This is a genomic window from Flavobacterium sp. N1719 (assembly GCF_025947045.1).
Classification (GTDB): domain Bacteria; phylum Bacteroidota; class Bacteroidia; order Flavobacteriales; family Flavobacteriaceae; genus Flavobacterium; species Flavobacterium stagni.
This window is the reverse complement of the sequence record NZ_CP109993.1, coordinates 1,372,535-1,397,159: the sequence shown is the minus strand read 5'-3', so window position 1 is coordinate 1,397,159 and position 24,625 is coordinate 1,372,535. Positions and strand designations below refer to the sequence as shown.

Sequence of the window (24,625 nt, the reverse complement as noted above, 5' to 3'; positions counted from 1 at the left end):
ATTATGATTCTTTTCCTTCGAAAGCTTCTTTCAATTTACGGGCTTTCTCGGTATTTTTTAATTTGATTGAATATAAAGTATACAACTTTTGATAGGTTGTTTTGGAATTTCCGATTTCGTGTGCTTTGATATAATGCACCTCAGCTTTGGCATAGCGTTTAAAATATTCGTCTATATATCCTTTGGACAAATAGCCATCGACTTTGGACAACGCCATTAATTCGGTGGCATATTTCTGCGCTTTGGTTTCGCTACCGCCCAGAATTCCGGGTAATTCAAGATACAACATGACCAAGGCCCATCGGGAATCGATATGTTTGGGATCCAGTTGGGCGGCTTTTAAAAAGGCAGCTTCCACATCGTCAATTAATCCTAAGGCTTTGAATTTATTCACGGATTTGGCTTTCATTCCCATGGCACCACCGTATTTGTACCAATAATTGGCATTTCCATTTTGCAGCGTTTTGAGTTGGCCATAGTATTTTATGGCTTCGTCCCAATTTTTCTGATGGCCAGCAATATCGCCCAAACATTCCAACACATAATTATTATTAGGTGAAGTTTTTAAACATTTTTCAAAAAGGACTTTGGCTTGTTCCCAACGTTGGGCTTTAAAATGCTGTTCTGCTTTTTCCATATCGGATTGCGCCGATGCGGAAAAAGTGATTACCAACAGTAACATTACTATATGCTTCATTGCCCAAGATTAAGTTATCAAAAATAAAAAAACTCCGGCGATTGACCGGAGTTTTTAAAATAGATTATGATAAAATTATTTTACCAAAGTCATTTCATCCACAATGTGTTTTGCGCCTGAGAAATTCTCGATTACCCAAAGTACATAACGGATATCTACGTTGATGGTGCGTTGTAATTTTTTGTCAAAAATAACATCTCCAGCCATCGCTTCAATATTTCCATCAAAAGCCAATCCGATTAATTCTCCTTTACCGTTTAATACCGGAGAACCCGAGTTACCACCCGTGATATCATTATCAGTTAAGAAATTAACGTGTAACGAACCGTCTTTATCGGCATAACGACCGAAGTCTTTTTTGGCATTCATTTCTAATACACGTGCAGGTAAATCAAATTCATGATCACCTTTTTTGTATTTTTTTACTTGACCTGCTAATGTAGTGTAGTTGTTAATTGCTACATCATTGCGTTTGTCAGCAGGTAAAGAGCGAACTTTTCCGTAGGTCAAACGTAAGGTTGAGTTGGCATCAGGATATTTGATCGAACCGATTTTCGATTCGCGTAACCCTTCAACCAACAAACGGAAAGCGGCACCAAAATCATTTTGGGCTTTGGCTACTTCGTCTGATTTTGAATTCATGTGTGTAATCAAATCACTTGACAACGCATATAATGGATCGTTAGTCAATTGACCTTCAGAAGGTACCACTAAAAAGGCTTTTACGCGCTCTGGCGAACTGAACATTGACAAATCAAAAGCGGCATTCACATACCCAGCAAATTCATTGTTGTTGGCCTCACCGATTTTTTTCACGGAAGGAGCAATGTTGTATCCCACCGATTTTGTAGCATACAATTTCAATTGAGCGGCTAAGATATCTTTCTCAGCTGGAATGTGCATTTCTTTGTACATTTCATCAATCATCTCAGTCAATTGAGGTAACATTTGTGCACGTTTAGCAGCGTCTGCTTTCGCATAAGCTTCCAATTGACGTCCTAAAGAACGAGAGATTGTTCCTATCGCTGATGTGCGCAACAATTGTTGTAAATAGTTATCGTGACGCGACTTTTCATTGGTTAAAGCATAATACTTGTTGATGGTTTCAACTACAGTTCCGTATTTTGCTTTGTTTTCGGGTTTGTTCGCCCATTTGTTGAATTTGGCTTCTTGAGCGGCTTTAGCTTTAGAAGTTTCAAATTTGGTTAACGCATCAATCATTCCTTGACGGTTTTTCCAATAGTTAGCCGTAGAAGCATATTTTGAAGCATAAACCAAGTTCAAAGCATCACTTTGATCCATGTATTTTTTCATGTTGTCCATACCTGTTTTAGCTCCTTCAACCCAAGCAGGATAAGCAAATTTTACATTTTGCTCAATTCCGCCAGCGGGCATCCAACGGTTGGTACGTCCTGGATAACCCAAGATCATTGCAAAATCATTTTCTTTTACACCACCTAAGTTTACAGGTAAGTAATGTTTGGGATGTAAAGGCACATTTTTATCGGAATAATCGGCTGGATTTCCGTTCGCGTCGGCATAAATACGGAACATCGAGAAATCAGCGGTATGACGTGGCCATTCCCAGTTATCGGTATCTCCACCGAATTTACCTAAGCTTTCTGGTGGCGTTCCTACCAAACGAACATCTTTATAATCTTGATAAACGAAATAGTAGTATTCATTTCCTTGGAAAAAGGAACGAACCGAAACCACATATTTTCCACCTTCGTTATTTTCTTTTTCGATTTTAGCAATTTCAGCAGCGATGGCTTTTTCGCGTTCAGCTTCCGTCATTTTATCGTTCACCACGCCTAAGATGCGTTTTGAACAATCGTCCATGCGCACGAAGAAACGCACAAATAAACTGGATGGTTTTAATTCGCCTTTTTTATCGGCAGCCCAATAGCCATCTTTCAAATAATTTTTTTCGGCAGAAGACAATTCTGCAATGGCATCGTAACCACAGTGGTGGTTGGTCAATACCAAACCGTCTTTTGAAATTAATTCAGCGGTACATCCCCCATTGAATTGCACGATAGCATCTTTCAAGCTATGGTGGTTGATACTGTAAATTTCTTCAGCGGTCAATTGTAGACCCATTTTTTGCATGTCGCGGTGATTCAAACGTTCGATAAACATTAAGAACCACATCCCTTCATCGGCCTTCATGGTGAAAGGCATCAATAGCACTGCGGATACCAGTGTAATTACAATTTTTCTCATTGTTGTTTGCTTGTTTTAATCTATAAAAAAAGAATTGTAAATAAACGGATTTACTTACAATTCTTCAATGCTTTTACGAAAATATTATTCTACGATTACTTTTTTAGTAACGATTCCTTCTTGGGTTCGAAGTGTAACAAAATACACTCCTCTTTGCGCTGAAGGTAACTGAATATTTTTTACCAAGTCTTGGTTGTTTGCATTCTCTTCATCCACCAATACACGACCTGTTGAATCGTATACTTGCATTGCGTAGTTGGCAACTGGATTGGCAAATTGAATAGCGAATGAACCTTTGTTTGGGTTGGGAGCAATCGCAAATTGGTTTTTCAACACTTCTTCGTTCCCTAAGGTATTCATATTAAATTGCGAAGAAATAGTATTGTACCATGCTTGCATACGTGTGGCTTGACCTGCTGTAAACATATACATACATGCATCTTGTACATAATCCATATAGTTCATGGTTAATTGAGGATCTCCCGTACAATTACTCGCTACCGAACCAGCTGGATCACAATTATAATAAGGAGTGCTTGTTGGTTCTGTATCACAAACACGATCTCCAGAAGTTAAACAGTTGGCACCGTCACAGGCTTGGAAGGTATGATTCAAGTTAAAAAAGTGACCCAACTCGTGTGTCAATGTTCGACCTAAATTATAAGGAGCTCCAGGCGCATATCCTGAACAAGTGGCAGGAGTCGTTGTCATTGTTTTACCGAAGGCATTGTTATCGATTACAACAGTCATCCCTGCTGATGGCGAACCTCCAAGTGGAGAATAACCTAAAATTCCACCTGAAATATTACGCACAACCAAGTTCATATATCCTGACCAAGTTGTATCGGTATCGGCATTACTTAAATAGTCGGTTCCAAAAGTAACCGCCATATCGCCATTCACTAAACCTGTCCCTGAAGGATGGTTTTGCGTTGCAATGATAAACTGAACATCCATCATTCCTGTATTAGTACCAGGATAATATTGGCTGTCTGCCGCCCAATTTGAAATATCGGCATTGGTACCGTTGTAATCAGCATTCAAGATATTTACTTGTGTTTGCGCTAAAGAACGTAAACAATCTTTTAATGAAGCTGAAGATGATGAAGCTACAGACGGATAGTGTACTGCTACAGGAATACGAAGTGTTACGTTAGGCGATGCAGTTGTAGCTTGACCCGAACGCGCTTCCAATTGTGCGGTAACCAAACGGCGTAATTCGTTTTCAAATTTTTCTTGTTGCTCCATGTATTGCTGCTTCATCATTGGATTCTCCATGATTTTTGCCATATACGCATCTACACCACACGTTCTTTGTTGGGCCCAACCCAATTGAACAAGACATAAAGCGAAAAGTAATCGTAATTTCATAAGTTGTTAATTTAGTTTTTTTGTTTTTTTCAAATTAATAGCGAACGGCAAATTTATTCTATTTTTCTTTAAATCAAAGCAATATGAACAAATGTTTACTAAATCTTTACGAATTTAACATCGACCACAGGCGATCTTTCAATTCTTGAATTCCTTGTTGCGCGACCGATGAAATAAATAAATAAGAAATCCCTTTAAATTCTTTATCTAAAAGCACTTTCATTTCAGCTTTTAATTCATCATCCAACATGTCACTTTTGGAAATGACTAAGAGACGATCTTTATCCAACAATTCGGGATTGTAGCGGCGCAATTCGTCCAATAAAATATCGTATTCTTTTTTGATATCATCGGCATCGGCGGGCACTAAAAACAACAACGTTGAGTTTCGCTCGATATGACGCAAGAAATAATGTCCCAATCCTTTCCCTTCAGCAGCACCTTCGATGATACCGGGAATGTCTGCCATCACAAACGATTGAAAATCGCGGTACGACACGATTCCTAAATTGGGTTTTAAAGTCGTAAATGGATAATCGGCAATTTTGGGTTTCGCCGAAGTCATCACCGACAACAAGGTTGATTTCCCTGCATTGGGAAAACCAACTAAACCGACATCCGCCAATACTTTTAATTCCAAAATAACATCCACTTCTTCGGGAGGCATACCGGGTTGGGAATAGCGGGGCGTTTGGTTGGTGGCACTGCGAAAATGCCAGTTTCCTAAACCACCTTTACCGCCACGGGCTACGATTTTCTCTTCGCCATGTTCGGTTATTTCAAACAAAACTTCTTCCGTTTCTTGGTCTTTCACTACAGTTCCCAGCGGCACTTCGATGATTTTATCTTCACCATCGTGGCCCGTACTGCGGCTGCTACCGCCGTCTCCGCCGTGACCTGCTTTTACGTGTTTGGTAAATTTCAAATGAAAAAGCGTCCACAGGTTTTTGTTACCGCGGAGGATAACGTGACCGCCACGACCCCCGTCGCCGCCATCGGGTCCGCCTTTTTCAATAAATTTTTCGCGATGTAAATGCGTAGACCCTTTCCCTCCTTTTCCGGAGCATACATAAATCTTTACATAGTCTACAAAATTTCCTTCTGTCATGATTGTATTCTTTGGCAAGTTGCCTTGCACTAGTGTTAATTTTTTTAGCCGAATGTCTTTGAACATTGGCACTTCCTATTTAGCCCCGATAGAGCCGGTATCCCCGAATTTATGAGGGATAAAGGCGAAAGCGGGAAGGCACTTGTAAAGTTCTCCTTACTTGTGCTCCTAATCTTCGTTTACATAAGGAGCCACCTTCACTTTTTCCACTTTGGCGCCTGCGGTTTCTAAAATGGTAAACAGCATTTTATTCCAAATGAGTTCCTCTCCTTGCTTCGGTATGTACCCCATTTCAGTGGTAATCAAACCACTTACGGTGGTCACTTCGTAATCGCCGATTAAATCGTCCATATCGAAATAGGTCAGGAAATCGTGCAACGAATATTGGCCGTCCACCGTCCAAGACCCATCCGCTTCCGCCACCAATTGGTACTCGTCTTCATCAAAATCGGACGCATCCCCCACCAGCGCTTCCAAAATATCATTCAGGGTAATAATTCCCTGAAAAATTCCGTGTTCGTCCACGATTAACGCTTGGTGATTTTTGGTGGTTTTAAAATTTTCTAAGGCCTTGTAAGCCGAAGTATGTTCGATTAAATACGACGCTTCGCGCGTGATTTCGTTCAATTTAAAATCCTTTTGCTCCAAGCCAGCGAACAAATCTTTCAAGAGTACGATTCCCGTTACCTCATCCAAATTGTCTTGACAAACGGGATAGACGGAATGCATTTCAGTTAAAATCTTCGCTTTGATTTCTTCAAACGAATCGGTATGCGTGAGATAGACCACATCGTTGCGGTGGGTCATGAGCGAATTGACTTTGCGGTCGCCAATGTGAAATACGCGTTCTACGATGTCTTGTTCGATTTCTTGGACTTCCCCGACTTCGGTACCTTCTTTGATAATCGCTTTGATTTCTTCTTCGGTGACTTTACCGTCGGCTGTGGGTTTGATTTGGAACAATTTCAACAAGCCTTCGGTGGAAGCGGTTAACAACCAAATGAACGGCATGGTGATTTTGGACACCAATTTCATGGGTACGGCCACGGCTTTGGCAATCCCTTCTGGAAAATTGAGTCCGATACGCTTGGGCAACAATTCCCCCAACACCAACGAGAAAAAAGTCAATACAACAACGACAATTCCAGTGGCTAATGAATCGGCATAGGGTTTTAAAATGGGAAAACTGGCTACAAAATCCTGAACATCTTGGGTTACTTTTTCTCCGGAATAGATACCGGTTAAAATTCCGATTAAGGTAATTCCGATTTGTACTGTTGATAAAAACTCATTGGGTGAATTGGCCAAATCCAAAGCGGCCTTCGCGTTGGCATTGCCTTTTTTGGCAGCAGTTTCCAAACGGTTTTTACGTGCGGATATCAGGGCGATTTCCGACATGGAAAACACGCCGTTGAGTAGAATCAAAAATAAAATAATCAGTATTTCCATGGTATAGTGTACAAAAAAAGAGCCCTCGTCCTATAGTCCGAAAATGCTCTTTTCTGGTGTGCAAATATCTTAAAAAATATTGAATACGCCTACTTTTCAGGCGTTTCCTTCTTAAAAAGTGTCCAATACAGCGCTTAAACGTGCGGTAACTTCTTCGATGGAACCGATTCCGTCCACGGCATAAAACTTCCCTTGACCTTCATAATACGCCATTAAGGGAGCGGTTTTTTCATTGTATTCTTGGTAGCGGTTACGAATTTTCTCTTCGTCTTGATCGTCAGGGCGACCGGAGGTTTTTCCGCGCTCCAACAAGCGTGCTACTAGAATTTCATCGTCCGCTTCTAAGGCTACTGTGGCACGAATGGATTCTCCTTTAGTAGCTAAAAACGCATCCAAAGCTTCGGCTTGAGCGATGGTTCGTGGAAATCCGTCGAATAAGAATCCGGCTGAATCTTGATTTTTATCCACTTCGCTTTGTAACATTTGAATGGTCACTTCATCCGGCACCAAATCGCCTTTATCCATATAGGTTTTGGCGAGTTTCCCTAATTCCGTTTCGTTTTTGATATTAAAGCGAAAAATATCACCGGTTGACAAATGTGTCAAATTGTATTTTGCTTTCAAAAATTCGGCTTGGGTTCCTTTCCCTGCTCCAGGTTTCCCAAAAAGAACGATGTTAATCATTACAAGAAGTTTAGATTTAGATTTTAGAATTTAGACTTTAGAATTTAGACTTTAGACTTTAGTCGTTGGACATTAGTCATTAGATTATTGGGCTAATTGGTAGACATCGGGCAAGTTGCGTCCGAGTCCGTCGTAATCCAACCCATAACCTACAATAAATTTATTCGGAATGCGAATGCCTACATAATCAATTTTCACATCGTGTTGGTAAGCTTCGGGTTTGAAAAACAAGGTAGCAATTTTAAGGTGTTTAACCTTTTGTGCTTTCAACAATTGTTTTAACTCCACAATCGTATTTCCTGTATCGATGATGTCTTCCACGATCACTACGGTGCGGCCTTCCAAATTTTCGTTGATGCCAATCAAATGTTTGATTTCGTTGGTGGTTTGTGTACCTTCATAAGAAGCTACTTTGATAAAACTTACTTCACACATCCCGCGATAGGCTTTCATCAAATCGCCCATCACCATAAAGGAACCGTTAAGAACTCCAATAAAAATTGGGGTTTCGTCAAAAAAATCATCAGCCATTTGTTTGGCCATATTTTGAATCGCAAAGTCAATTTCTTCAGAAGAAATAAACGGCTCAAAGGATTTGTCGTGTAAGTGAATCATGTGTTGTTGTGTTGGAAATAAAGGTGCAAATTTAGCAACTAAAACCTATTAAAAATCAAGTCGTTCGGAAAATTTGCAAATTTGATATATTTACGACATGAATTCGGAACACTATACCCAAATTGCAGGAATTAAAGCCTATCGAAAAACGCGGGATTACTACAAAGATAAGGCATTTTTGGAACCACTTTTTTTGGAAAGTTTGGTTGCTGTAGGTTGTAATCCAGCGGATAAAAACCATTACAAAGCCTTATGGATATTGGAGTTGGTTGCGGAAGAACAAATTACGCTGTTGTTACCTTATTTGGATTCGTTTTGTAGCCAATTATCACACTTTCATTTGGACCCCGCGGTGCGACCTGCAGCCAAAATTTGTTTGTTTTTGGTTTCAAAAAAAGGGGTCCAACTGAGTCCTTTTCAAGAAGAAAAAATCATTGAAGGTTGTTTGGATTTTATCATTCGGGAGGCCAAAGTAGCGACCATTGCCTATGCTTTACGGGCCTTGTTTCGATTGGGTAAAAAATATCCGTGGGTGCATGATGAGTTGCGCTTGATCCTTTCGCGCGAATTGGACAACCCTTCACCGGGAATGAAATTTGTAGTAAAAGAAACCTTGATGCATTTGAAAAATGCGGATAACGGTAGTTCCTAAAAGAAACGCGCCCAACACTTCCGAGAAAATTCTATCTTTGCGCCACAAACAACACAACCCATGAATTATTTCTCTTCTGATTTCCGATTAGGAATTTTGGGCGGGGGCCAATTGGGCAAAATGCTCCTTACCGACACCCGCAAATTTGACATTCAAACTTTTGTATTGGATCCAAGTGCCGAAGCGCCATCGCGTTTTGGCTGTACCGCTTTTTACCAAGGCAGTTTGTTGGATTATGACACGGTGTACAAATTTGGTAAACTGGTGAATGTGTTGACCATCGAAATTGAAAATGTCAATTTGGAGGCATTAGAGCAACTGGAATCCGAAGGGCTACCCATTTATCCGTCACCTAAAACCTTACGTTTGATTCAAAACAAAGGAAAACAGAAAGATTTTTATGTCCAACATGGGATTCCGACCTCAACGCATCAACGCTTTGTCGGAAAGGATGCTGTACACCAAGCACTTGCCGACGATTCGTTAAATTTTCCTTTTGTATGGAAAGCGGCTACTGGCGGCTATGACGGTAACGGTGTAAAAGTGTGTCGCTCCACTATGGATTTGCAAAACCTTCCCGATGTGGAATGTGTGGCTGAAGCGATGGTGGATTTTAAAAATGAATTGGCCGTCATTGTTAGTCGATCGGTATCTGGAGAAATACGTACGTATCCAGTAGTAGAAATGGAATTTCACCCCGAAGCCAACCAAGTGGAATATGTGATTTGTCCGGCGCGTATCGATGCCGCTGTGGCACTAAAAGCGCAAGAAGTTGCCTTGAAAGTGTCGGAAGCGTTTGACCATGTAGGATTGCTTGCAGTGGAAATGTTTCAAACCCAAGACGACCAGATTTTGGTCAATGAAGTCGCACCACGACCACATAATTCAGGGCACTACAGCATTGAAGCGAGTTATACTTCCCAATTTGAAAACCATTTGCGTGCGATTTTGAATTTACCTTTGGGAAATACCGAGAGTAAAGTCGCAGGCATCATGGTAAATTTAGTCGGCGCAGAAGGCCATTCGGGTCAGGTTGTTTATGAAAACATCGATAAAATCATGGCGATTGATGGGGTAACTCCGCATATTTATGGTAAACGCGAAACCCGTCCGTTCCGAAAAATGGGTCATGTGACCATTGTCAATGCGAATATGGCAGAGGCACGTCGTGTGGCAGAAGAAGTGAAGAATAGTATTCGGGTGGTTAGTATGCAGTAGGCAGTGGGCAGTGGGCATTGGAAAGTATAAAATAGCAAGCCGTAAAATTGTTTCAATAGAATTGAAATCTGTTGTCACTTTTTATCATTTCTATTTAAAAAAACCAAAGAAAATTGTTTTTGTCAACGAACTCTCTTAGTTGACATCAATTAGAAGTAAATCCAGAAGTTGCTGCATAAAATGTTTCCGGAATAGATTCACCTTGTTTTCGCTGTTTGGCTAATAAATTGTACCTTCGTATTCGATCATTTAAAATGTAAAATTTACAATTTATAATAACATGAAAGTAGCCATCGTCATGGGAAGTAAAAGCGACTTGCCCGTTATGCAAGAAGCCATTGATATACTACAATCCTTCGGAATTACGACTGAAGTTGATATTGTTTCGGCACACCGTACGCCTGAAAAATTAGTGGATTTTAGTTCGAACGCCCACCTCCGCGGCATTAATGTCATCATAGCAGGTGCCGGTGGCGCTGCCCACTTACCCGGAATGGTGGCGTCTATGAGTCCGCTGCCCGTCATTGGCGTTCCCGTTAAATCCAGTAATTCCATTGACGGATGGGATTCGGTACTTTCCATCTTACAAATGCCCGGTGGCGTTCCTGTTGCAACAGTGGCTTTGAATGGTGCTAAAAACGCCGGGATTCTAGCCGCCCAAATCTTAGGCAGTCAACATCCGGAAATCCTTCAGAAAATTGTCGATTACAAAAACGAATTGAAGGATGTGGTTTTGAAAGCTGCGGAGACACTAAAAGGGTAAAGAACCTCATTTCTTTTAAAATTTCATAAAAATCATAACGTTATTGCTCCGTTACTGAATTCAGTTCGGACGCCTTAATTTTTAGTAAAAAATGTTTACAGAAAAATTCAACACTCCCTATACCGCAGCTCCTTTTCGTCAAATACAACTCGACGATTATGTACCTGCTTTTGATCAAACGATTGCCCAAGCCCGCGCTGAAGTAGATGCTATTATCAACAATCCCGAAGCACCTACTTTTGAAAACACCATCGAAGCTTTAGAGTTTTCGGGACAAGCTTTGGATCGTCTATCGTCGATTTTCTTTAATTTAAATTCGGCCGAAACCAACGACACCATGCAACAGATTGCACAGGAAGTCTCCCCAAAACTAACGGCCTTTGGCAATGACATTGCTTTAAACGAAACCTTATTCCAACGGGTAAAAACAGTCTATGACCAACGCGATACTTTATCCCTTTCACCAGAACAATTGATGTTATTGGAAAAGAAATACAAAGGATTCAGTCGGAACGGTGCTTTGTTAAATGAAGAGAAAAAGAACCGCTTGCGCGAAATCGACACGGATTTGGCCCAACTCAAATTAACTTTTGGCGAAAATGTATTGGCCGAAACAAACAACTATTTCAAGCACATTACCAATGCTGAAGATTTGGCAGGTTTACCGGAAGGTGCCCAAGAAGCGGCTGCCGCTTTAGCACAATCCAAAGGACTCGAAGGTTGGGTCTTTACTTTGGACTTCCCGAGTTATATGCCGTTGATCACCTATGCTGACAACCGTGAGTTGCGTAAAGAGTTGGCCCTAGCCTTTGGGAAAAAAGCCTTTCAAGACAATGCCCATAACAATACCGAAATTTTGAAAAAAATTGTGGCATTGCGTCATGAACGCGCCCAACTATTGGGTTACGATTCCCATGCGCATTTTGTTTTGGAAGAGCGTATGGCACAACATCCCGAAACGGTAAAAACGTTTTTGAATGATTTATTAGCCAAAGCCAAACCGGCTGCCCAACGTGAATTTGCGCAGTTATCGGCATTCGCCAAAGAAAAAGACGGAATGGACCATTTGGAAAAATGGGATGGCGCTTATTATTCAGAAAAATTAAAACAAGAATTGTTTGATTTGGACGACGAACTCTTGAAACCGTACTTCCAATTAGAGAAGGTTCTGCAAGGTGCTTTTACGGTGGCGGAGAAGTTGTTCGGACTCACATTTCATGAAATCGATACGGTTGACAAATACCATCCCGATGTACAAACCTATGAAGTACGTGGCGAGGCGAATGAATTTGTGGCATTATTTTATGCCGATTTCTTTCCGCGCGCAGGCAAACGTCCCGGTGCTTGGATGACCTCTTTCAAACCGCAATACATTCAAAACGGAGTCAATGATCGACCACACGTGTCGATTGTTTGCAACTTCACGCCGCCAACAGCCTCCAAACCGTCGTTGTTGACGTTTAACGAAGTGACCACGTTGTTCCATGAATTTGGACATGCGCTTCATGGCATGTTGGCGAATACCACTTACCCGAGTTTATCGGGTACTTCTGTGTATTGGGATTTTGTCGAATTACCGAGTCAGGTCATGGAAAACTGGTGTTACGAACCCGAGGCATTGGCGTTATTTGCTCATCATTATGAAACGGGCGAAGTGATTCCGCAGACCTATGTCGATAAAATCAAAGAAAGTGCGAGTTTCTTGGAAGGCATGGCTACGGTGCGCCAATTGAGTTTTGGTTTATTGGATATGGCGTATCATGCACAAGTCCCTACAATTGACGATGTAAAAGCCTTTGAAGTGGCGGCGACACGTGAAACTGCTTTATACCCAGATGTTGCAGCCAATTGTGTAAGTCCGGCCTTTTCGCATATTTTCCAAGGCGGTTATTCGTCGGGATATTACAGTTACAAATGGGCCGAAGTTTTGGATGCCGATGCGTTTGCTTATTTCCAAGAAAAAGGAATTTTCAATAAAGAAGTAGGAACCCAATTTAAAGAAAACGTACTTTCTAAAGGTGGTACAGCCTTACCGATGGAATTGTATAAAAAGTTCCGCGGACAAGAGCCCAAACCGGAAGCGTTATTGAAACGCGCTGGACTATTGTAGTTATGAGTTATGAATTTAGAGTCGTGAAAGCGGCTCTTTTTTATTACTAATTACAGCTCCTAACAAACATTATCATCTCCCAAATCCATAAACCATAACCGCCCAAACCATCGGAAGTGCTTCTACCCAAAAGGCTGTAAACGATTTCGATTGGTGGGGCTGGGTTTTGTATATGGCTCCCATAATGAGTAGCGCAATACTTCCGGAAGTTAATACTTCTTGAGCACCATGATTAGAGCATACTAGTCCCCAATATACAACCACTAAAAAATACCCAAACCGCTTTGTCCATGATACTCCAAATCGTTGGGGTAATGTCCCTAATTGAGGGGGATCGTGTACACTATCATATATTTCAAAAGGTATCATCAAAGCGCTTAGTAATACGAAGCGAAGAAAACCTTCTAAAACTAGTATATTCAAAGGTTGTTTACAAGATAATAAAGGAACAACAACCGTAAAATACATAATTGTACCACTGACCCAAAATAGTTTAAGCCATCCTAACTTTCGAACCCATGGATAAAGAATTACAAGACAAAATCCTGTGACTAAACTTTTTTGAATCGCTATTGGCATCCTGAGAAAAGCCATGAGAAAAAAAAAGATTGCCAGAATAGTAATTCTATAAGTAAATCGATGTTGGAAGGAAATTGGTATTTGATACCACCAAATTTTTCCATATTTCAATCCATTATAAACGACAAGGGTCCCAGTAAACATAAGTCCAACATACCCTTGACTCAAGAGTATATCATTTTGCATGTAGGTAATTAAGGTTAAACAACCTACTGCGAGTGCAACATGCAAAGAAGCATTCAGGTAAACGTTTGTAACTTTATTTCCAAAAACCATGTTTCAAAAGTAATTCAACTTGTTAATAAGCACAGGATTCAGTTGAAAAATTCTCAAAATATTAGCAAATGTGCGCTGTAAAATAGAAGTTTAATAAGTACTTTTGTTTGCGATTTCGAATTTGAAAAAAATTCAACACAACACAACAAAACAGACTAATTTACCCAACTTTAATGAGAACAGATTTATTTGCATCACGTCACATTGGGCCGCGCGAATCCGACCTACAGCACATGTACCAAACCATCGGGGTGGCCGACATGGATCAATTAATTTATGAAACGATTCCAGATGATATTCGATTGAAACAACCGTTACAATTGGATGCTGCTTTGTCTGAATATGAATACCTAACCCATATCACTGAATTGGGTAAAAAAAATAAAGTATTCCAATCCTATATTGGTTTGGGCTACCACCCTACAGTCATTCCTGCGGTTATTCAACGTAATATTTTTGAAAACCCAGGATGGTATACCGCCTACACACCCTATCAAGCGGAAATTGCACAAGGTCGTTTGGAAGCGATTTTAAATTTCCAAACTACAGTAATTGAACTAACGGGAATGGAAATTGCCAATGCCTCACTTCTTGATGAAGGAACAGCTGCTGCTGAGGCGATGGCGCTTCTCTTTGATGTACGCACACGTGATCAAAAGAAAAACAATGCCAACAAATTCTTTGTTTCGGAAGATATACTACCACAAACGTTATCGGTTTTACAAACACGTTCGACTCCTATTGGTGTTGAATTAGTTGTGGGTAATCATGAAATGATAGAATTAACCGCTGATTTCTTTGGTGCAATTGTACAATACCCTGGCAAATACGGTCAGATTTACGATTACACAGGATTTATTGCCAATGCAAAATCGAAAGATATTAAAGTAGCTGTGGCTGCTGACATTTTATCATTAGCAAAATTAACGCCTCCTGGAGAAATGGGTGCGGATGTTGTAGTAGGAACTACCCAACGTTTTGGTATTCCTATGGGATATGGCGGACCACATGCCGGCTTTTTTGCTACGAAAGAAGAATACAAACGTTCGATGCCCGGACGTATCATTGGGGTAACTATTGACGCGAATGGGAACCGTGCTTTACGTATGGCTCTACAGACACGTGAACAACATATTAAACGCGAAAAAGCAACATCCAACATTTGTACCGCTCAAGTATTGTTAGCCGTTATGGCTGGAATGTATGCAGTGTACCACGGACCCAAAGGGTTACAATACATCGCCAATAAAGTACACGCTTCTGCAGTAACCTTAACCGACGCATTGAATCAGCTAGGCGTTTATCAAACCAATACGGCCTTTTTTGATACCATCGTGGTGAAAGCGGATGCTGCAAAAGTTCGCCCAATCGCAGAACAACACGAAATCAACTTCTATTATATTGATGGGGAAACCATTTCGATTGCGTTAAACGAAACGACTTCTATTGCGCATTTGAACCAAATCGTAAATGTATTCGCAACGGCTTTAGGCAAAGCACCTGTGACTGTTACTGAATTGAGTGCACAATCGCAAGTTCCAGCCCAACTTGAGCGTCAATCGGCATTTTTACAACATGAGGTTTTCAATAGTCACCATTCAGAAAGTCAGTTAATGCGTTATATCAAAAAATTAGAGCGCAAAGACTTATCCTTGAATCACTCGATGATTTCATTGGGTTCATGTACGATGAAATTGAATGCTGCCGCAGAAATGTTGCCTTTATCCATGCCCAATTGGAATAGCATTCACCCGTTTGCTCCAATTGAACAAGCGGAAGGTTATCAAATCATGTTGAAACAATTGGAACACCAATTGAATATTGTGACCGGATTTACAGGCACAACTTTACAACCCAACTCAGGTGCACAAGGAGAATATGCCGGATTGATGGCGATTCGTGCCTACCATTTATCAAGAGGCGACAATCACCGTACAGTGTGTTTGATTCCGTCTTCTGCCCACGGAACGAATCCCGCTTCTGCGGCGATGGCTGGTATGGATATCATTGTTACCAAAACAACCCCTGAAGGAAATATCGACGTAGAAGATTTGCGTGCTCGTGCCATCGAATATAAAGATCGTTTGTCAGCTTTGATGGTGACGTATCCTTCTACGCATGGTGTGTTTGAGAGTTCGATTATCGAAATCACCAATATTATTCATGAAAATGGCGGTTTAGTCTATATGGATGGCGCCAACATGAATGCCCAAGTAGGTTTAACCAATCCAGCGACCATTGGTGCGGATGTGTGCCACTTGAACTTACACAAAACCTTCTCCATTCCTCACGGTGGTGGTGGACCGGGTGTTGGCCCCATTTGTGTGAATGAAAAATTGGTTCCGTTTTTACCCACGAATCCGATTATCCCAACGGGTGGTGACCAAGCGATTACCGCTATTTCGGCAGCCCCTTACGGATCGGCTTTGGTTTGCTTGATTTCCTATGGTTACATTATGATGATGGGATCGGAAGGATTGACCAATGCTACAAAATATGCGATTTTGAATGCCAATTATATGAAAGCGCGTTTAGAAAACCACTACCCTGTATTGTATTCAGGAGAATGTGGACGTGCGGCTCACGAGATGATTTTGGATTGTCGTGAGTTCAAACAAAAAGGCATTGAAGTTACCGATATAGCCAAACGTTTGATGGACTATGGTTTCCACGCACCAACGGTTTCCTTCCCTGTTGCAGGAACGTTAATGGTGGAACCAACAGAATCAGAAGACTTAGCCGAATTAGATCGTTTTTGTGATGCCATGATTGCCATTCGCAAAGAGATTGAAGCGGCAACCGCAGAAGATACGAATAATGTTTTGAAAAATGCTCCACATACCTTAGCTATGTTAACGGCTAACGATTGGAACTTCCCGTATTCGCGTGAAGCGGCAGCATTCCCCTTGGAGTATTTGAGTGAAAACAAATTCTGGCCTAGCGTTCGTCGTGTAGATGATGCGTATGGTGACCGTAATTTGGTTTGTTCATGTGCACCGATTGAGGCGTATATGTAATTGAGTGATTAGTGATTAGTAATTAGTGACTAGTGACTAGTGACTAGTGATTAGTCTTAAAACTTTAGAAAATAAAAAAAACCGCTTTTAACAAGCGGTTTTTTTATGGGTTTACTTTAATTGCAAGGAATCAAAATAACCTTTCAATTCATCTAGGGTCGCTTTATCAACTAAATTGGTATCAATTACAATAGTTGTATCTTTTGAAGTGACCGTATGATCGCCGGCAAAATATCTATAAGCAGTAATTTCATGCACGCAAATTGTTTTCTTTTTAAAAAGTCCGTTGAAGACAATGAAATCCAGTGTGAGTTCGACCATCACTCTATTTTTGGTATAAAAATATTGAACGATAAAGACCAATCCTAGTCCGCCGAGCCCTACCAAATACTGACTAGCGGTTGTGAATAACGAACCAAACCCGATGATTACATTTCCGATTCCGATATATAATACCCGTTTTAACTGACTTTGATTGTGTAATATTTTCATATCGTATAGGTATCTTTTATTTCAATCGCTCCAGCTTCCCTTTGCGTTTTACAATATTTTTATAATCCCACTGAATGATTTGTGCCTTTTGCAACCAACGCACGAGGGCAACGGTATCTATTTGAGAAACATCCGTATAAAAAACCGAAGCATCTTTAAATTTTTCCCCTCGAATAGTTAAATCCGGTTCGTCAAAATCTTGCCCACTCCAAAACATTAAACGAATTCCGCGTTTCTGTTTACTGTACCCAACAATCGGATTCTCTTCAATAAACCAAACGGGATGCGAATGCCATATTTTTGACTCAGCTCCCGATAATTGGGACTGAATAATCGTACTGAGCTGCTCACAGATTAAGAAGTAATCTTCCTCTTGTAATTGGTTATAAGCAATGATTGAATTGTGTACCATTTTTCTTTTATAAAAAAATAAAGGTAAGAAAATAGTTGCGATATTTCTTTTTATCGTAATATTGCAATATAATTATACATCAAGAACAATGGGCGTTACTAAAACGGAACATTTTACCGAGTCACAAAATGAAATGGCTATTCTAATTAAAGCCCTTGCCCACCCGGCAAGGATTGCCATAATGGAATATTTATGCGAAGTCAATTCTTGCATCTGTGGAGCTATCGTTAACGAATTACCCTTATCCCAACCAACGATTTCCCAACATTTGAAAGAATTGAAAAACGCCGGGCTCATCAAAGGAACAGTTGAAGGCACCTCGATTTGTTATTGCATTGATGAAAAGGGAATTGCAAAATTGCAGTCTTATTTCAATCAATTTACAATGCAACTTCTTGATAAAAAACAATGTTGTTAACTAAAAATACCTACTTATGAAACTTTCTGCATTACAAAACCAATTAAAATCGCTCTCAAGCATCCAACTTCAATTACCTGACGGACAATGGGTACCAGAGCATTTTCACATAACCGAAGCGGGTTTAACAACCAAACGGTTTATCGATTGTGGCGGAACCTTTCGCACAGAAAAAACAATCAACATGCAAGTTTGGGTCGCTGAAGATGTGGATCACCGACTGACACCTACGAAACTTTTGGGGATTTTGAAAAAAGCCGAACCCTTGTATCAAGAAGAAGATTTGGAGGTAGAAGTTGAATACCAAGGCACGACAATTAGTCGCTATGGATTGACCTTTGAGAATGGAGTTTTTCGCTTCGAACCCAAATTCACGGATTGTTTAGCAAAAGACCATTGTGGTATACCAGAAAATCAGATGCCTCAAAAGAGAGAAACTTCAGTAACGGCTTCTTGCACCCCCGGAGGAGGTTGTTGTTAATTTTTCGACTGATGAAAAACGAACTTTTTCCCGACTTACGCCACTACCTTGAAGCGAGTGATTTTGAAAGTATAACACCTGAACGGTTGTCGTTGCTTGAACCTATAATAGCTTTAGGACGCGAGGAATTAAATGCTGGACGTTCTCTTGTATTGAATTGTATTTGTACCCACAATTCGCGACGCAGTCACCTTACACAGGTTTGGGCACAAGCTGCAGCCGATTATTATCGCATTCCGGTCACCGCGTATTCGGGAGGGACGGAGGCTACTGCACTTTATCCCGTCATTCTCGAAACACTACAGGTCGCCGGAATTCAGAGTCAGACCTTATTAACAGGCGAAAATCCAGTTTACGCCTTCCGAACGGGTCCAAACAACATCCCCATAATTGGATTTTCAAAACATTACGACCATCCATTCAATCCCCAAGCTGGATTTATTGCTTTGATGACCTGTTCGAGTGCCGATGAAGGCTGTCCTATTGTTCATGGAGCAAAGGCCCGTTTTCCACTTCGATACATCGATCCGAAACACGCCGATGGAACGCCGGAACAAGCAACGGTGTATAATGCAAGTAACCGACAAATTGCCACTGAAATGATGTATATAATGAGTCAAATTCAAACAACAATATAATGAGTGCTCAAGATTGTACCCCTGTCGTCAACCGAAAACGACTATCCTTTTTAGACCGTTACCTAACGCTTTGGATTTTCTTAGCCATGGCTTTAGGGGTGAGTTTGGGTCATTTTTACCCCTCTGTGAGTGAAGACATTGAAAACTTATCCCATGGTACGACCAATATTCCATTGGCTATTGGTTTGATTCTCATGATGTATCCTCCCTTGGCAAAAGTGAATTATAGCAAAATGAGACCCGTTTTTAGAAACATCAAAGTACTTTCGGCTTCCTTAATTCTGAATTGGATTGTAGGGCCTATCCTTATGTTTGCTTTGGCGTTGCTATTGCTACCGGATTATCCAGAATACCGTAATGGTCTGATATTAATCGGCTTAGCACGATGCATTGCCATGGTGGTTGTTTGGAATGATTTGGCCGAAGGAGACCGCGAGTATGGAGCCGGACTCATTGCTTTAAACAGTATTTTTCAAGTCCTTTTTTACAGTGTCTATGCCTATCTCTTTTTGGGCGTTTTACCTCCCTATTTTGGATTAACCGGAATAGAAATAAATTTATCTATAGGTGTCATCGCAGAAAGTGTGGGTATTTATTTGGGAATTCCATTTTTACTTGGTATAACTTCACGCTATGTTTTGATCCATCAAAAAGGGGAAACTTGGTTTCAAGAACGGTTTGTTCCGTTGATATCACCCTTTACTTTAATTGCTTTGTTAGCAACAATTGTATTGATGTTTAGTTTAAAAGGGCAACTCATTCTTGAAATTCCTTGGGATGTAGTGCGTATTGCAGTGCCTTTGGTAGTATATTTCGCCATCATGTTTGTGCTCAGTTTTATCTTGGGTCGTAACTTTGGTGCCAACTATGCCCAATCGACGGCAGTGGCTTTCACGGCAACGGGGAACAATTTTGAATTGGCGATTGCGGTTGCCATTGGTGTATTTGGATTACACAGTGGAGAGGCTTTTGCAGGTGTTATCGGACCTTTAGTCGAAGTCCCCGCTTTGATTGCACTTGTTCATTTAGCTTTTTGGTTTCGTAAACAATGGAGCATGAATTAGCAATACATTAGACAACTTTACATTTATTAATTACAATAAAAAGAAAATGACCGACATACAAACCCAAGAAGACATCTATCGCATAGTCGCTGAATTTTATAAAAAACTTTTTGCGGACGAACGCATCAGTTATATTTTCACCGATGTGATTCCGGTTCATGAAAAACTGGAAGAGCATTTGCAGATTTTGGTCAAATTTTGGTCGCAATCGCTTTTGGGGACAGGCGGTTATTTCAACAATCTTACCCAAATTCATTTGGATGTAGACACCCTCTCGGCACTTACTAAAGATCATTTTGACATTTGGTTATCACACTTCGAAACAGCAATTGATGAGAACTTTGAAGGTTTCACTTGTGAACGCATGAAGAATATGGCCCACAATTTATCCACGATTATGCAAATTAAAATCAAACAGAAGAACGGATGATTATTTAGAAATTCTAAATTTTAAATGCAGTCTATTGAAAATTCAATAATTCGAGTCGAAATCTCGTCCTCAAGAATTTCTCTTGAATGATTTATTACTAACTTCGTTGTAAATCAATAGGATTATGCAGATTAAAATTACCGGTTCGGGCTGTTACATACCCTCAGAAGTTATCACCAATCTTGACTTTGCCCGACATGAATTTTTGAACGAAGATGGCACACCATTTCCGTATTCCAATGAAGTTGTAGCTGAAAAATTTTTAGAAATTACAGGAATTCAAGAAAGGCGTTATGCCACTGAAAATTTACTGACTTCTGATATTGCAACCATTGCAGCACAACGCGCGATAGAAGATTCGGGTATTGACCCAGAAACATTAGACTATATTATTTTCGCTCACAATTTTGGCAATGTCAAACAAGGAGCGATTCAATCAGACATCTTACCGAGTTTGGCCACCCGTGTCAAATATGATTTGAAAATCAAAAACCCAAAATGTGTCGCCTACGACATTCTCTTCGGTTGTCCGGGTTGGGTAGAAGGTGTCATTCAAGCCTATGCATTTATTAAAGCGGGAATGGCCAAAAAATGTTTGGTAATTGGCGCTGAAACCCTTTCACGGGTCGTTGACATTCATGACCGTGATTCCATGATTTATTCCGATGGAGCTGGCGCTACTATCATTGAAGCAACGGATGCAACGGGTGGAATTTTGGCTCATGAGTCGGCTACATTCGCCCATGATGAAGCCTATTACTTATATTTCGGAAATTCTTTCAATAAGGACCACGACCCTAATGTGCGGTATATTAAAATGTATGGTCGCAAAATTTATGAGTTTGCGCTGAGCAATGTCCCCAAAGCGATGGCCGCTTGTTTGGAAAAAAGTGGCATAGACATCAGTCAGGTAAAAAAAGTGCTGATCCATCAAGCCAATGAGAAGATGGATGAAGCGATTATTCATCGTTTTTTCAAACTTTACAAACAAACCCCTCCCGAAGGCATTATGCCCATGAGTATTCATAAACTGGGAAATAGTAGTGTGGCGACTGTACCTACTTTATATGATTTATTGGTAAAAGGTCAAATTGAAAATCAAGCTTTGCATCCGGGCGACGTGGTTTTGTTTGCCTCAGTAGGCGCAGGAATGAATATTAATGCTTTTGTATATAAAATGTAAAACGAGGACCAAAATCCTCGTTTTTTTATTTAAAAATTAAAACACCTACTCCGAAAAGTCCGGCGTATAAAATAAATAACGTAATCTCTAGTCGGTATTTATTTATCATGATATTTTGTTTAGACTTTAAATTTACTAAAACCATTTGAATGGTTATGTTAAAATTTACAAGTAACTTTTATAAATTGGTGAACCAGGAAATTGGTTGAGAATTTGAGCAATACTAAATTATTTATAGGGCAAGAGGTAATTTATTTATAATTTTGTCCCGCTTCAAAATAAATTCTGAAGCTTCATTTCATGTACGAGAAAACATACCCTTCCAAACGATTCCGCATTACATTGGAATTTTTAAAAAAACATATTAACGTCCACGAACGCATTTTTGATTTGGGTGTACCCAATCCGTTTTCGAAAATCATGGAAGAACAGGGATATTCGGTACAAAACACTACAGGTGAAGACATCGATAACGATACAAGCGCATTGAAAAATAACGAATACGAGGTGTTTACTGCTTTTGAAATCTTCGAGCATTTATTAAACCCTTACACGGTTTTGCAAAATGTAAAGGCAGACAAAGTATTGATCTCCATCCCGCTGCGTTTATGGTTTTCACCTGCTTACCGCAGTAAAACCGATATGTGGGACCGTCATTATCACGAATTCGAAGATTGGCAATTGGATTGGTTGTTAGAAAAAACGGGATTCAAAATTGTAGACCGTATCCAATTTACTCATCCTGTAAAAAAAATTGGGATACGTCCTTTATTGCGTTGGATTACTCCGCGCTATTATTTGGTGTATGCCGAACGAATTAAATAATTAAAAGTGCTTACTAAATCATCCTTCGGGATGATTTTTTTATTCAAAAGAGTCATTTCTCCTTTTTAAAAGCAATCAAGAATCTTAAATTCTTACATTTTTATCAATTTTTCTTACAATTTATCCGATCTGATTATTTTATCTCCAAAATCTTAACGGAATCCATTTGTTTATTGCAATAGCCCTTTTGTAATCTTTTACTTGCTTTTTAGGTCATTTTTGAGTAATTTTATGCATTTCATCGATTTATTTTGTCACTTTGTCGAGCGTTGCCGTATGTTTGACCCGAAGTTAAACTCAACTCTAAATCTACTATTAATTATGAAAAAATTAGTTACCCTAACATTGACTATGGCAGTATCCACTGCATTTGCACAAAAATTATTCATTGTTAAATCCGATGAAAAATTTGGTATCATCAGTGAAACCGGAATTGAAATTGTTCCACCCAAGTACACTTCTATTGAAGAATACGACAAACTTCATGTAAATTGGGCCAAAATTGAATCCAACGGACTTTTCGGATTCGTGGATAAAAATGGTAAAATCGTGGTGGAAACCAAATACCAATCAGTTGGTAATTATGATGTATATAACCAAGGTTGGTCGTTAATTGAAAAAGATGGCAAATTTGGATTCATGAACGCTGCAGGTAAAGAAGTGGTTCCCCCAATCTATGACAAAATTGGTTCTTTTGGTGAATTCTCAAAAGAATGGGCAATGATTGAATCACAAGGCTTGAAAGGCTTTATCGACCGTGATGGAAACATTGTAGTTCCTGTTAAATATGTGGATGTTGCCAAATTTGACGATGTTCGTAAAAACTGGGCTTTGGTGAAAGACCGTAAAGAAAAATTAGGTTTCATCGACAAAACAGGAAAAGAAGTTATTCCTGTAGTTTACGACAACATCGAAGCTTTTGAAAAAAAGAAAACATCGCAAATCGCTGATGCCGATTAATTCAGCAACCCCTTAAACTAGTCTATATCTTTAAAGGATTTCCTTATGGGAAATCCTTTTTTTTATCTTGAAATGTTACTTTTGTAAACCAATAGTTATCCATGAAATATTCTATCATTATTCCGACCTACAATGAAGAGGCATTCATTCGACTCACTCTAGACTCTCTGGTGAATCAAACGGTGACGCCTTCCCAAATTATTGTAGTGAATGACAATTCAACCGATCAAACCGGAAAAATTGTAGATGAATTTGTGGCCAATTATCCATATATAAGTCAAGTACATAAACAATCGGATGCTATCCATTTACCGGGCAGTAAAGTCATTCAAGCGTTTCACGAAGGCGAAAAATACTGTATTTCCGATTTTGACATATTGGTCAAAGTTGATGCCGATCTGATTTTTCCCTCTAATTATTTTGAAAAAATAATCGGCCATTTTAATTCCGACTCAACCATTGGCATGGCGGGCGGATTTTGTTACATTGAAAAAAACGGGGAATGGGTACTTGAAAATTTAACCGACAAAGACCATATTCGCGGCGCGCTCAAAGCCTATCGAAAAGAAACCTATCTCCAAATTGGTGGATTGCGAGCTAATATGGGTTGGGATACGGTGGACGAACTGTTGTGCCAATTTTATGGATGGAAAATCAAAACAGACCCTTCATTAAAAGTAAAACATTTAAAACCAACCGGCGCGAGTTACAATCAAGCGGCACGCTATAAGCAAGGAGAAGCATTTTATACATTGGGCTATGGTTTTTGGATTACAGCCATTGCTTCGCTCAAATTGGCAATGCGCAAAAAGAAACCCTTGCTCCTATTGGATTATTTAAACGGATTTTGGAAAGCGAAACGCGAACAAAAAGCGCTTTTAGTGACTCCTGAACAAGCCCGATTCATCCGCAATTACCGTTGGCAAAAAATGAAAGCCAAATTGTTTTCCTAAGATC

The 24,625-nt window shown here is 40.0% G+C and carries 24 protein-coding genes; 14 read left to right on the top strand and 10 right to left on the bottom strand.

The genetic code is table 11. The annotated features are described in order from the left end of the window. Position 1: 1 nt before the first annotated feature. The 7 genes from OLM45_RS05835 to hpt all read right to left on the bottom strand — a co-directional run bounded on the left by OLM45_RS05835 (position 2) and on the right by hpt (position 8,150). Positions 2 to 697 carry a tetratricopeptide repeat protein gene (locus tag OLM45_RS05835; protein ID WP_264512728.1) on the bottom strand — a complete coding sequence of 232 codons (696 nt, stop codon included), beginning with the start codon at positions 695 to 697 and terminating at the stop codon, positions 2 to 4. Between the two features lie 75 nt (positions 698 to 772). Next, the gene (locus tag OLM45_RS05830) at positions 773 to 2,923 is read right to left on the bottom strand and encodes a S46 family peptidase (RefSeq protein WP_264512726.1); all 2,151 of its coding nucleotides are present in this window, start codon (positions 2,921 to 2,923) and stop codon (positions 773 to 775) included. 84 nt (positions 2,924 to 3,007) lie between these two features. Beyond that, positions 3,008 to 4,294, bottom strand: coding sequence for a zinc-dependent metalloprotease (locus OLM45_RS05825; protein ID WP_264512724.1), 1,287 nt, complete (start codon positions 4,292 to 4,294; stop codon positions 3,008 to 3,010). A 106-nt stretch (positions 4,295 to 4,400) separates the two neighbouring features. Continuing rightward, positions 4,401 to 5,402: a GTPase ObgE gene (gene obgE / locus OLM45_RS05820; RefSeq protein WP_129461930.1), complete on the bottom strand. Its 1,002-nt coding sequence runs from the start codon at positions 5,400 to 5,402 to the stop codon at positions 4,401 to 4,403. Between the two features lie 168 nt (positions 5,403 to 5,570). Next, positions 5,571 to 6,851, bottom strand: a complete 1,281-nt coding sequence (locus OLM45_RS05815; RefSeq protein WP_264512722.1) for a hemolysin family protein — start codon at positions 6,849 to 6,851, stop codon at positions 5,571 to 5,573. Positions 6,852 to 6,962: 111 nt separating this feature from the next. Then, entirely contained in the window at positions 6,963 to 7,535 is a 573-nt protein-coding gene (locus OLM45_RS05810) for an adenylate kinase (RefSeq protein WP_235829055.1), read from the bottom strand. An 84-nt stretch (positions 7,536 to 7,619) separates the two neighbouring features. After that, a complete protein-coding gene (hpt, locus tag OLM45_RS05805) occupies positions 7,620 to 8,150 on the bottom strand; it encodes a hypoxanthine phosphoribosyltransferase (RefSeq protein ID WP_264512720.1) in 531 nt (176 codons plus the stop codon). A gap of 97 nt (positions 8,151 to 8,247) precedes the next feature. Between hpt and OLM45_RS05800 the strand changes: the two genes are divergently transcribed. The 4 genes from OLM45_RS05800 (at position 8,248) to OLM45_RS05785 (ending at position 12,893) form a co-directional block, all read left to right on the top strand. Next, the gene (locus OLM45_RS05800; RefSeq protein WP_264512718.1) at positions 8,248 to 8,802 is read left to right on the top strand and encodes a hypothetical protein; all 555 of its coding nucleotides are present in this window, start codon (positions 8,248 to 8,250) and stop codon (positions 8,800 to 8,802) included. Positions 8,803 to 8,862: 60 nt separating this feature from the next. Then, entirely contained in the window at positions 8,863 to 10,020 is a 1,158-nt protein-coding gene (locus OLM45_RS05795) for a 5-(carboxyamino)imidazole ribonucleotide synthase (RefSeq protein ID WP_264512716.1), read from the top strand. A gap of 280 nt (positions 10,021 to 10,300) precedes the next feature. Then, positions 10,301 to 10,783 (top strand): 5-(carboxyamino)imidazole ribonucleotide mutase, encoded by a 483-nt coding sequence (gene purE / locus OLM45_RS05790; RefSeq protein WP_264512714.1) that lies wholly within the window; start codon positions 10,301 to 10,303, stop codon positions 10,781 to 10,783. A 91-nt stretch (positions 10,784 to 10,874) separates the two neighbouring features. Continuing rightward, a complete protein-coding gene (locus OLM45_RS05785) occupies positions 10,875 to 12,893 on the top strand; it encodes a M3 family metallopeptidase (protein WP_264512712.1) in 2,019 nt (672 codons plus the stop codon). Between the two features lie 72 nt (positions 12,894 to 12,965). On the opposite strand, the gene OLM45_RS05780 is transcribed toward OLM45_RS05785, so the two are convergent. Further along, on the bottom strand, positions 12,966 to 13,748 hold the full coding sequence (locus tag OLM45_RS05780; RefSeq protein WP_264512710.1) for a hypothetical protein: 783 nt from the start codon (positions 13,746 to 13,748) through the stop codon (positions 12,966 to 12,968). A 173-nt stretch (positions 13,749 to 13,921) separates the two neighbouring features. Here OLM45_RS05780 and gcvP point away from each other — a divergent pair, with 173 nt between their 5' ends. Then, positions 13,922 to 16,765, top strand: a complete 2,844-nt coding sequence (gene gcvP / locus OLM45_RS05775; RefSeq protein WP_264512708.1) for an aminomethyl-transferring glycine dehydrogenase — start codon at positions 13,922 to 13,924, stop codon at positions 16,763 to 16,765. Positions 16,766 to 16,876: 111 nt separating this feature from the next. Here gcvP and OLM45_RS05770 read toward each other — a convergent pair whose 3' ends face one another. Both OLM45_RS05770 and OLM45_RS05765 read right to left on the bottom strand, forming a co-directional pair. Next, positions 16,877 to 17,257, bottom strand: a complete 381-nt coding sequence (locus OLM45_RS05770) for a hypothetical protein (RefSeq protein WP_264512706.1) — start codon at positions 17,255 to 17,257, stop codon at positions 16,877 to 16,879. A gap of 16 nt (positions 17,258 to 17,273) precedes the next feature. Next, the gene (locus tag OLM45_RS05765; RefSeq protein ID WP_264512704.1) at positions 17,274 to 17,669 is read right to left on the bottom strand and encodes a DUF1801 domain-containing protein; all 396 of its coding nucleotides are present in this window, start codon (positions 17,667 to 17,669) and stop codon (positions 17,274 to 17,276) included. An 88-nt stretch (positions 17,670 to 17,757) separates the two neighbouring features. On the opposite strand from OLM45_RS05765, the gene OLM45_RS05760 reads away from it, so the two are divergent. The 9 genes from OLM45_RS05760 to OLM45_RS05720 all read left to right on the top strand — a co-directional run bounded on the left by OLM45_RS05760 (position 17,758) and on the right by OLM45_RS05720 (position 24,621). Further along, complete coding sequence (locus OLM45_RS05760) at positions 17,758 to 18,087, top strand: ArsR/SmtB family transcription factor (RefSeq protein WP_264512703.1); 330 nt, start codon at positions 17,758 to 17,760, stop codon at positions 18,085 to 18,087. A gap of 16 nt (positions 18,088 to 18,103) precedes the next feature. Beyond that, positions 18,104 to 18,568 carry a DUF6428 family protein gene (locus tag OLM45_RS05755; RefSeq protein ID WP_264512701.1) on the top strand — a complete coding sequence of 155 codons (465 nt, stop codon included), beginning with the start codon at positions 18,104 to 18,106 and terminating at the stop codon, positions 18,566 to 18,568. An 11-nt stretch (positions 18,569 to 18,579) separates the two neighbouring features. Beyond that, the gene (locus OLM45_RS05750) at positions 18,580 to 19,206 is read left to right on the top strand and encodes a protein-tyrosine-phosphatase (RefSeq protein WP_264512699.1); all 627 of its coding nucleotides are present in this window, start codon (positions 18,580 to 18,582) and stop codon (positions 19,204 to 19,206) included. After that, positions 19,206 to 20,270, top strand: coding sequence for an ACR3 family arsenite efflux transporter (gene arsB / locus OLM45_RS05745; protein WP_264512697.1), 1,065 nt, complete (start codon positions 19,206 to 19,208; stop codon positions 20,268 to 20,270). The genes OLM45_RS05750 and arsB overlap by 1 nt, the downstream gene beginning before the upstream one ends. A gap of 46 nt (positions 20,271 to 20,316) precedes the next feature. Then, the gene (locus tag OLM45_RS05740; protein ID WP_264512695.1) at positions 20,317 to 20,700 is read left to right on the top strand and encodes a group III truncated hemoglobin; all 384 of its coding nucleotides are present in this window, start codon (positions 20,317 to 20,319) and stop codon (positions 20,698 to 20,700) included. A gap of 124 nt (positions 20,701 to 20,824) precedes the next feature. Then, complete coding sequence (locus OLM45_RS05735) at positions 20,825 to 21,883, top strand: 3-oxoacyl-ACP synthase III family protein (protein WP_264512693.1); 1,059 nt, start codon at positions 20,825 to 20,827, stop codon at positions 21,881 to 21,883. A 300-nt stretch (positions 21,884 to 22,183) separates the two neighbouring features. Beyond that, positions 22,184 to 22,708: a class I SAM-dependent methyltransferase gene (locus OLM45_RS05730; RefSeq protein WP_264512691.1), complete on the top strand. Its 525-nt coding sequence runs from the start codon at positions 22,184 to 22,186 to the stop codon at positions 22,706 to 22,708. A 321-nt stretch (positions 22,709 to 23,029) separates the two neighbouring features. Continuing rightward, on the top strand, positions 23,030 to 23,668 hold the full coding sequence (locus OLM45_RS05725; protein ID WP_264512689.1) for a WG repeat-containing protein: 639 nt from the start codon (positions 23,030 to 23,032) through the stop codon (positions 23,666 to 23,668). Between the two features lie 101 nt (positions 23,669 to 23,769). Further along, positions 23,770 to 24,621 (top strand): glycosyltransferase, encoded by an 852-nt coding sequence (locus OLM45_RS05720; protein WP_264512687.1) that lies wholly within the window; start codon positions 23,770 to 23,772, stop codon positions 24,619 to 24,621. Positions 24,622 to 24,625 lie beyond the last annotated feature (4 nt).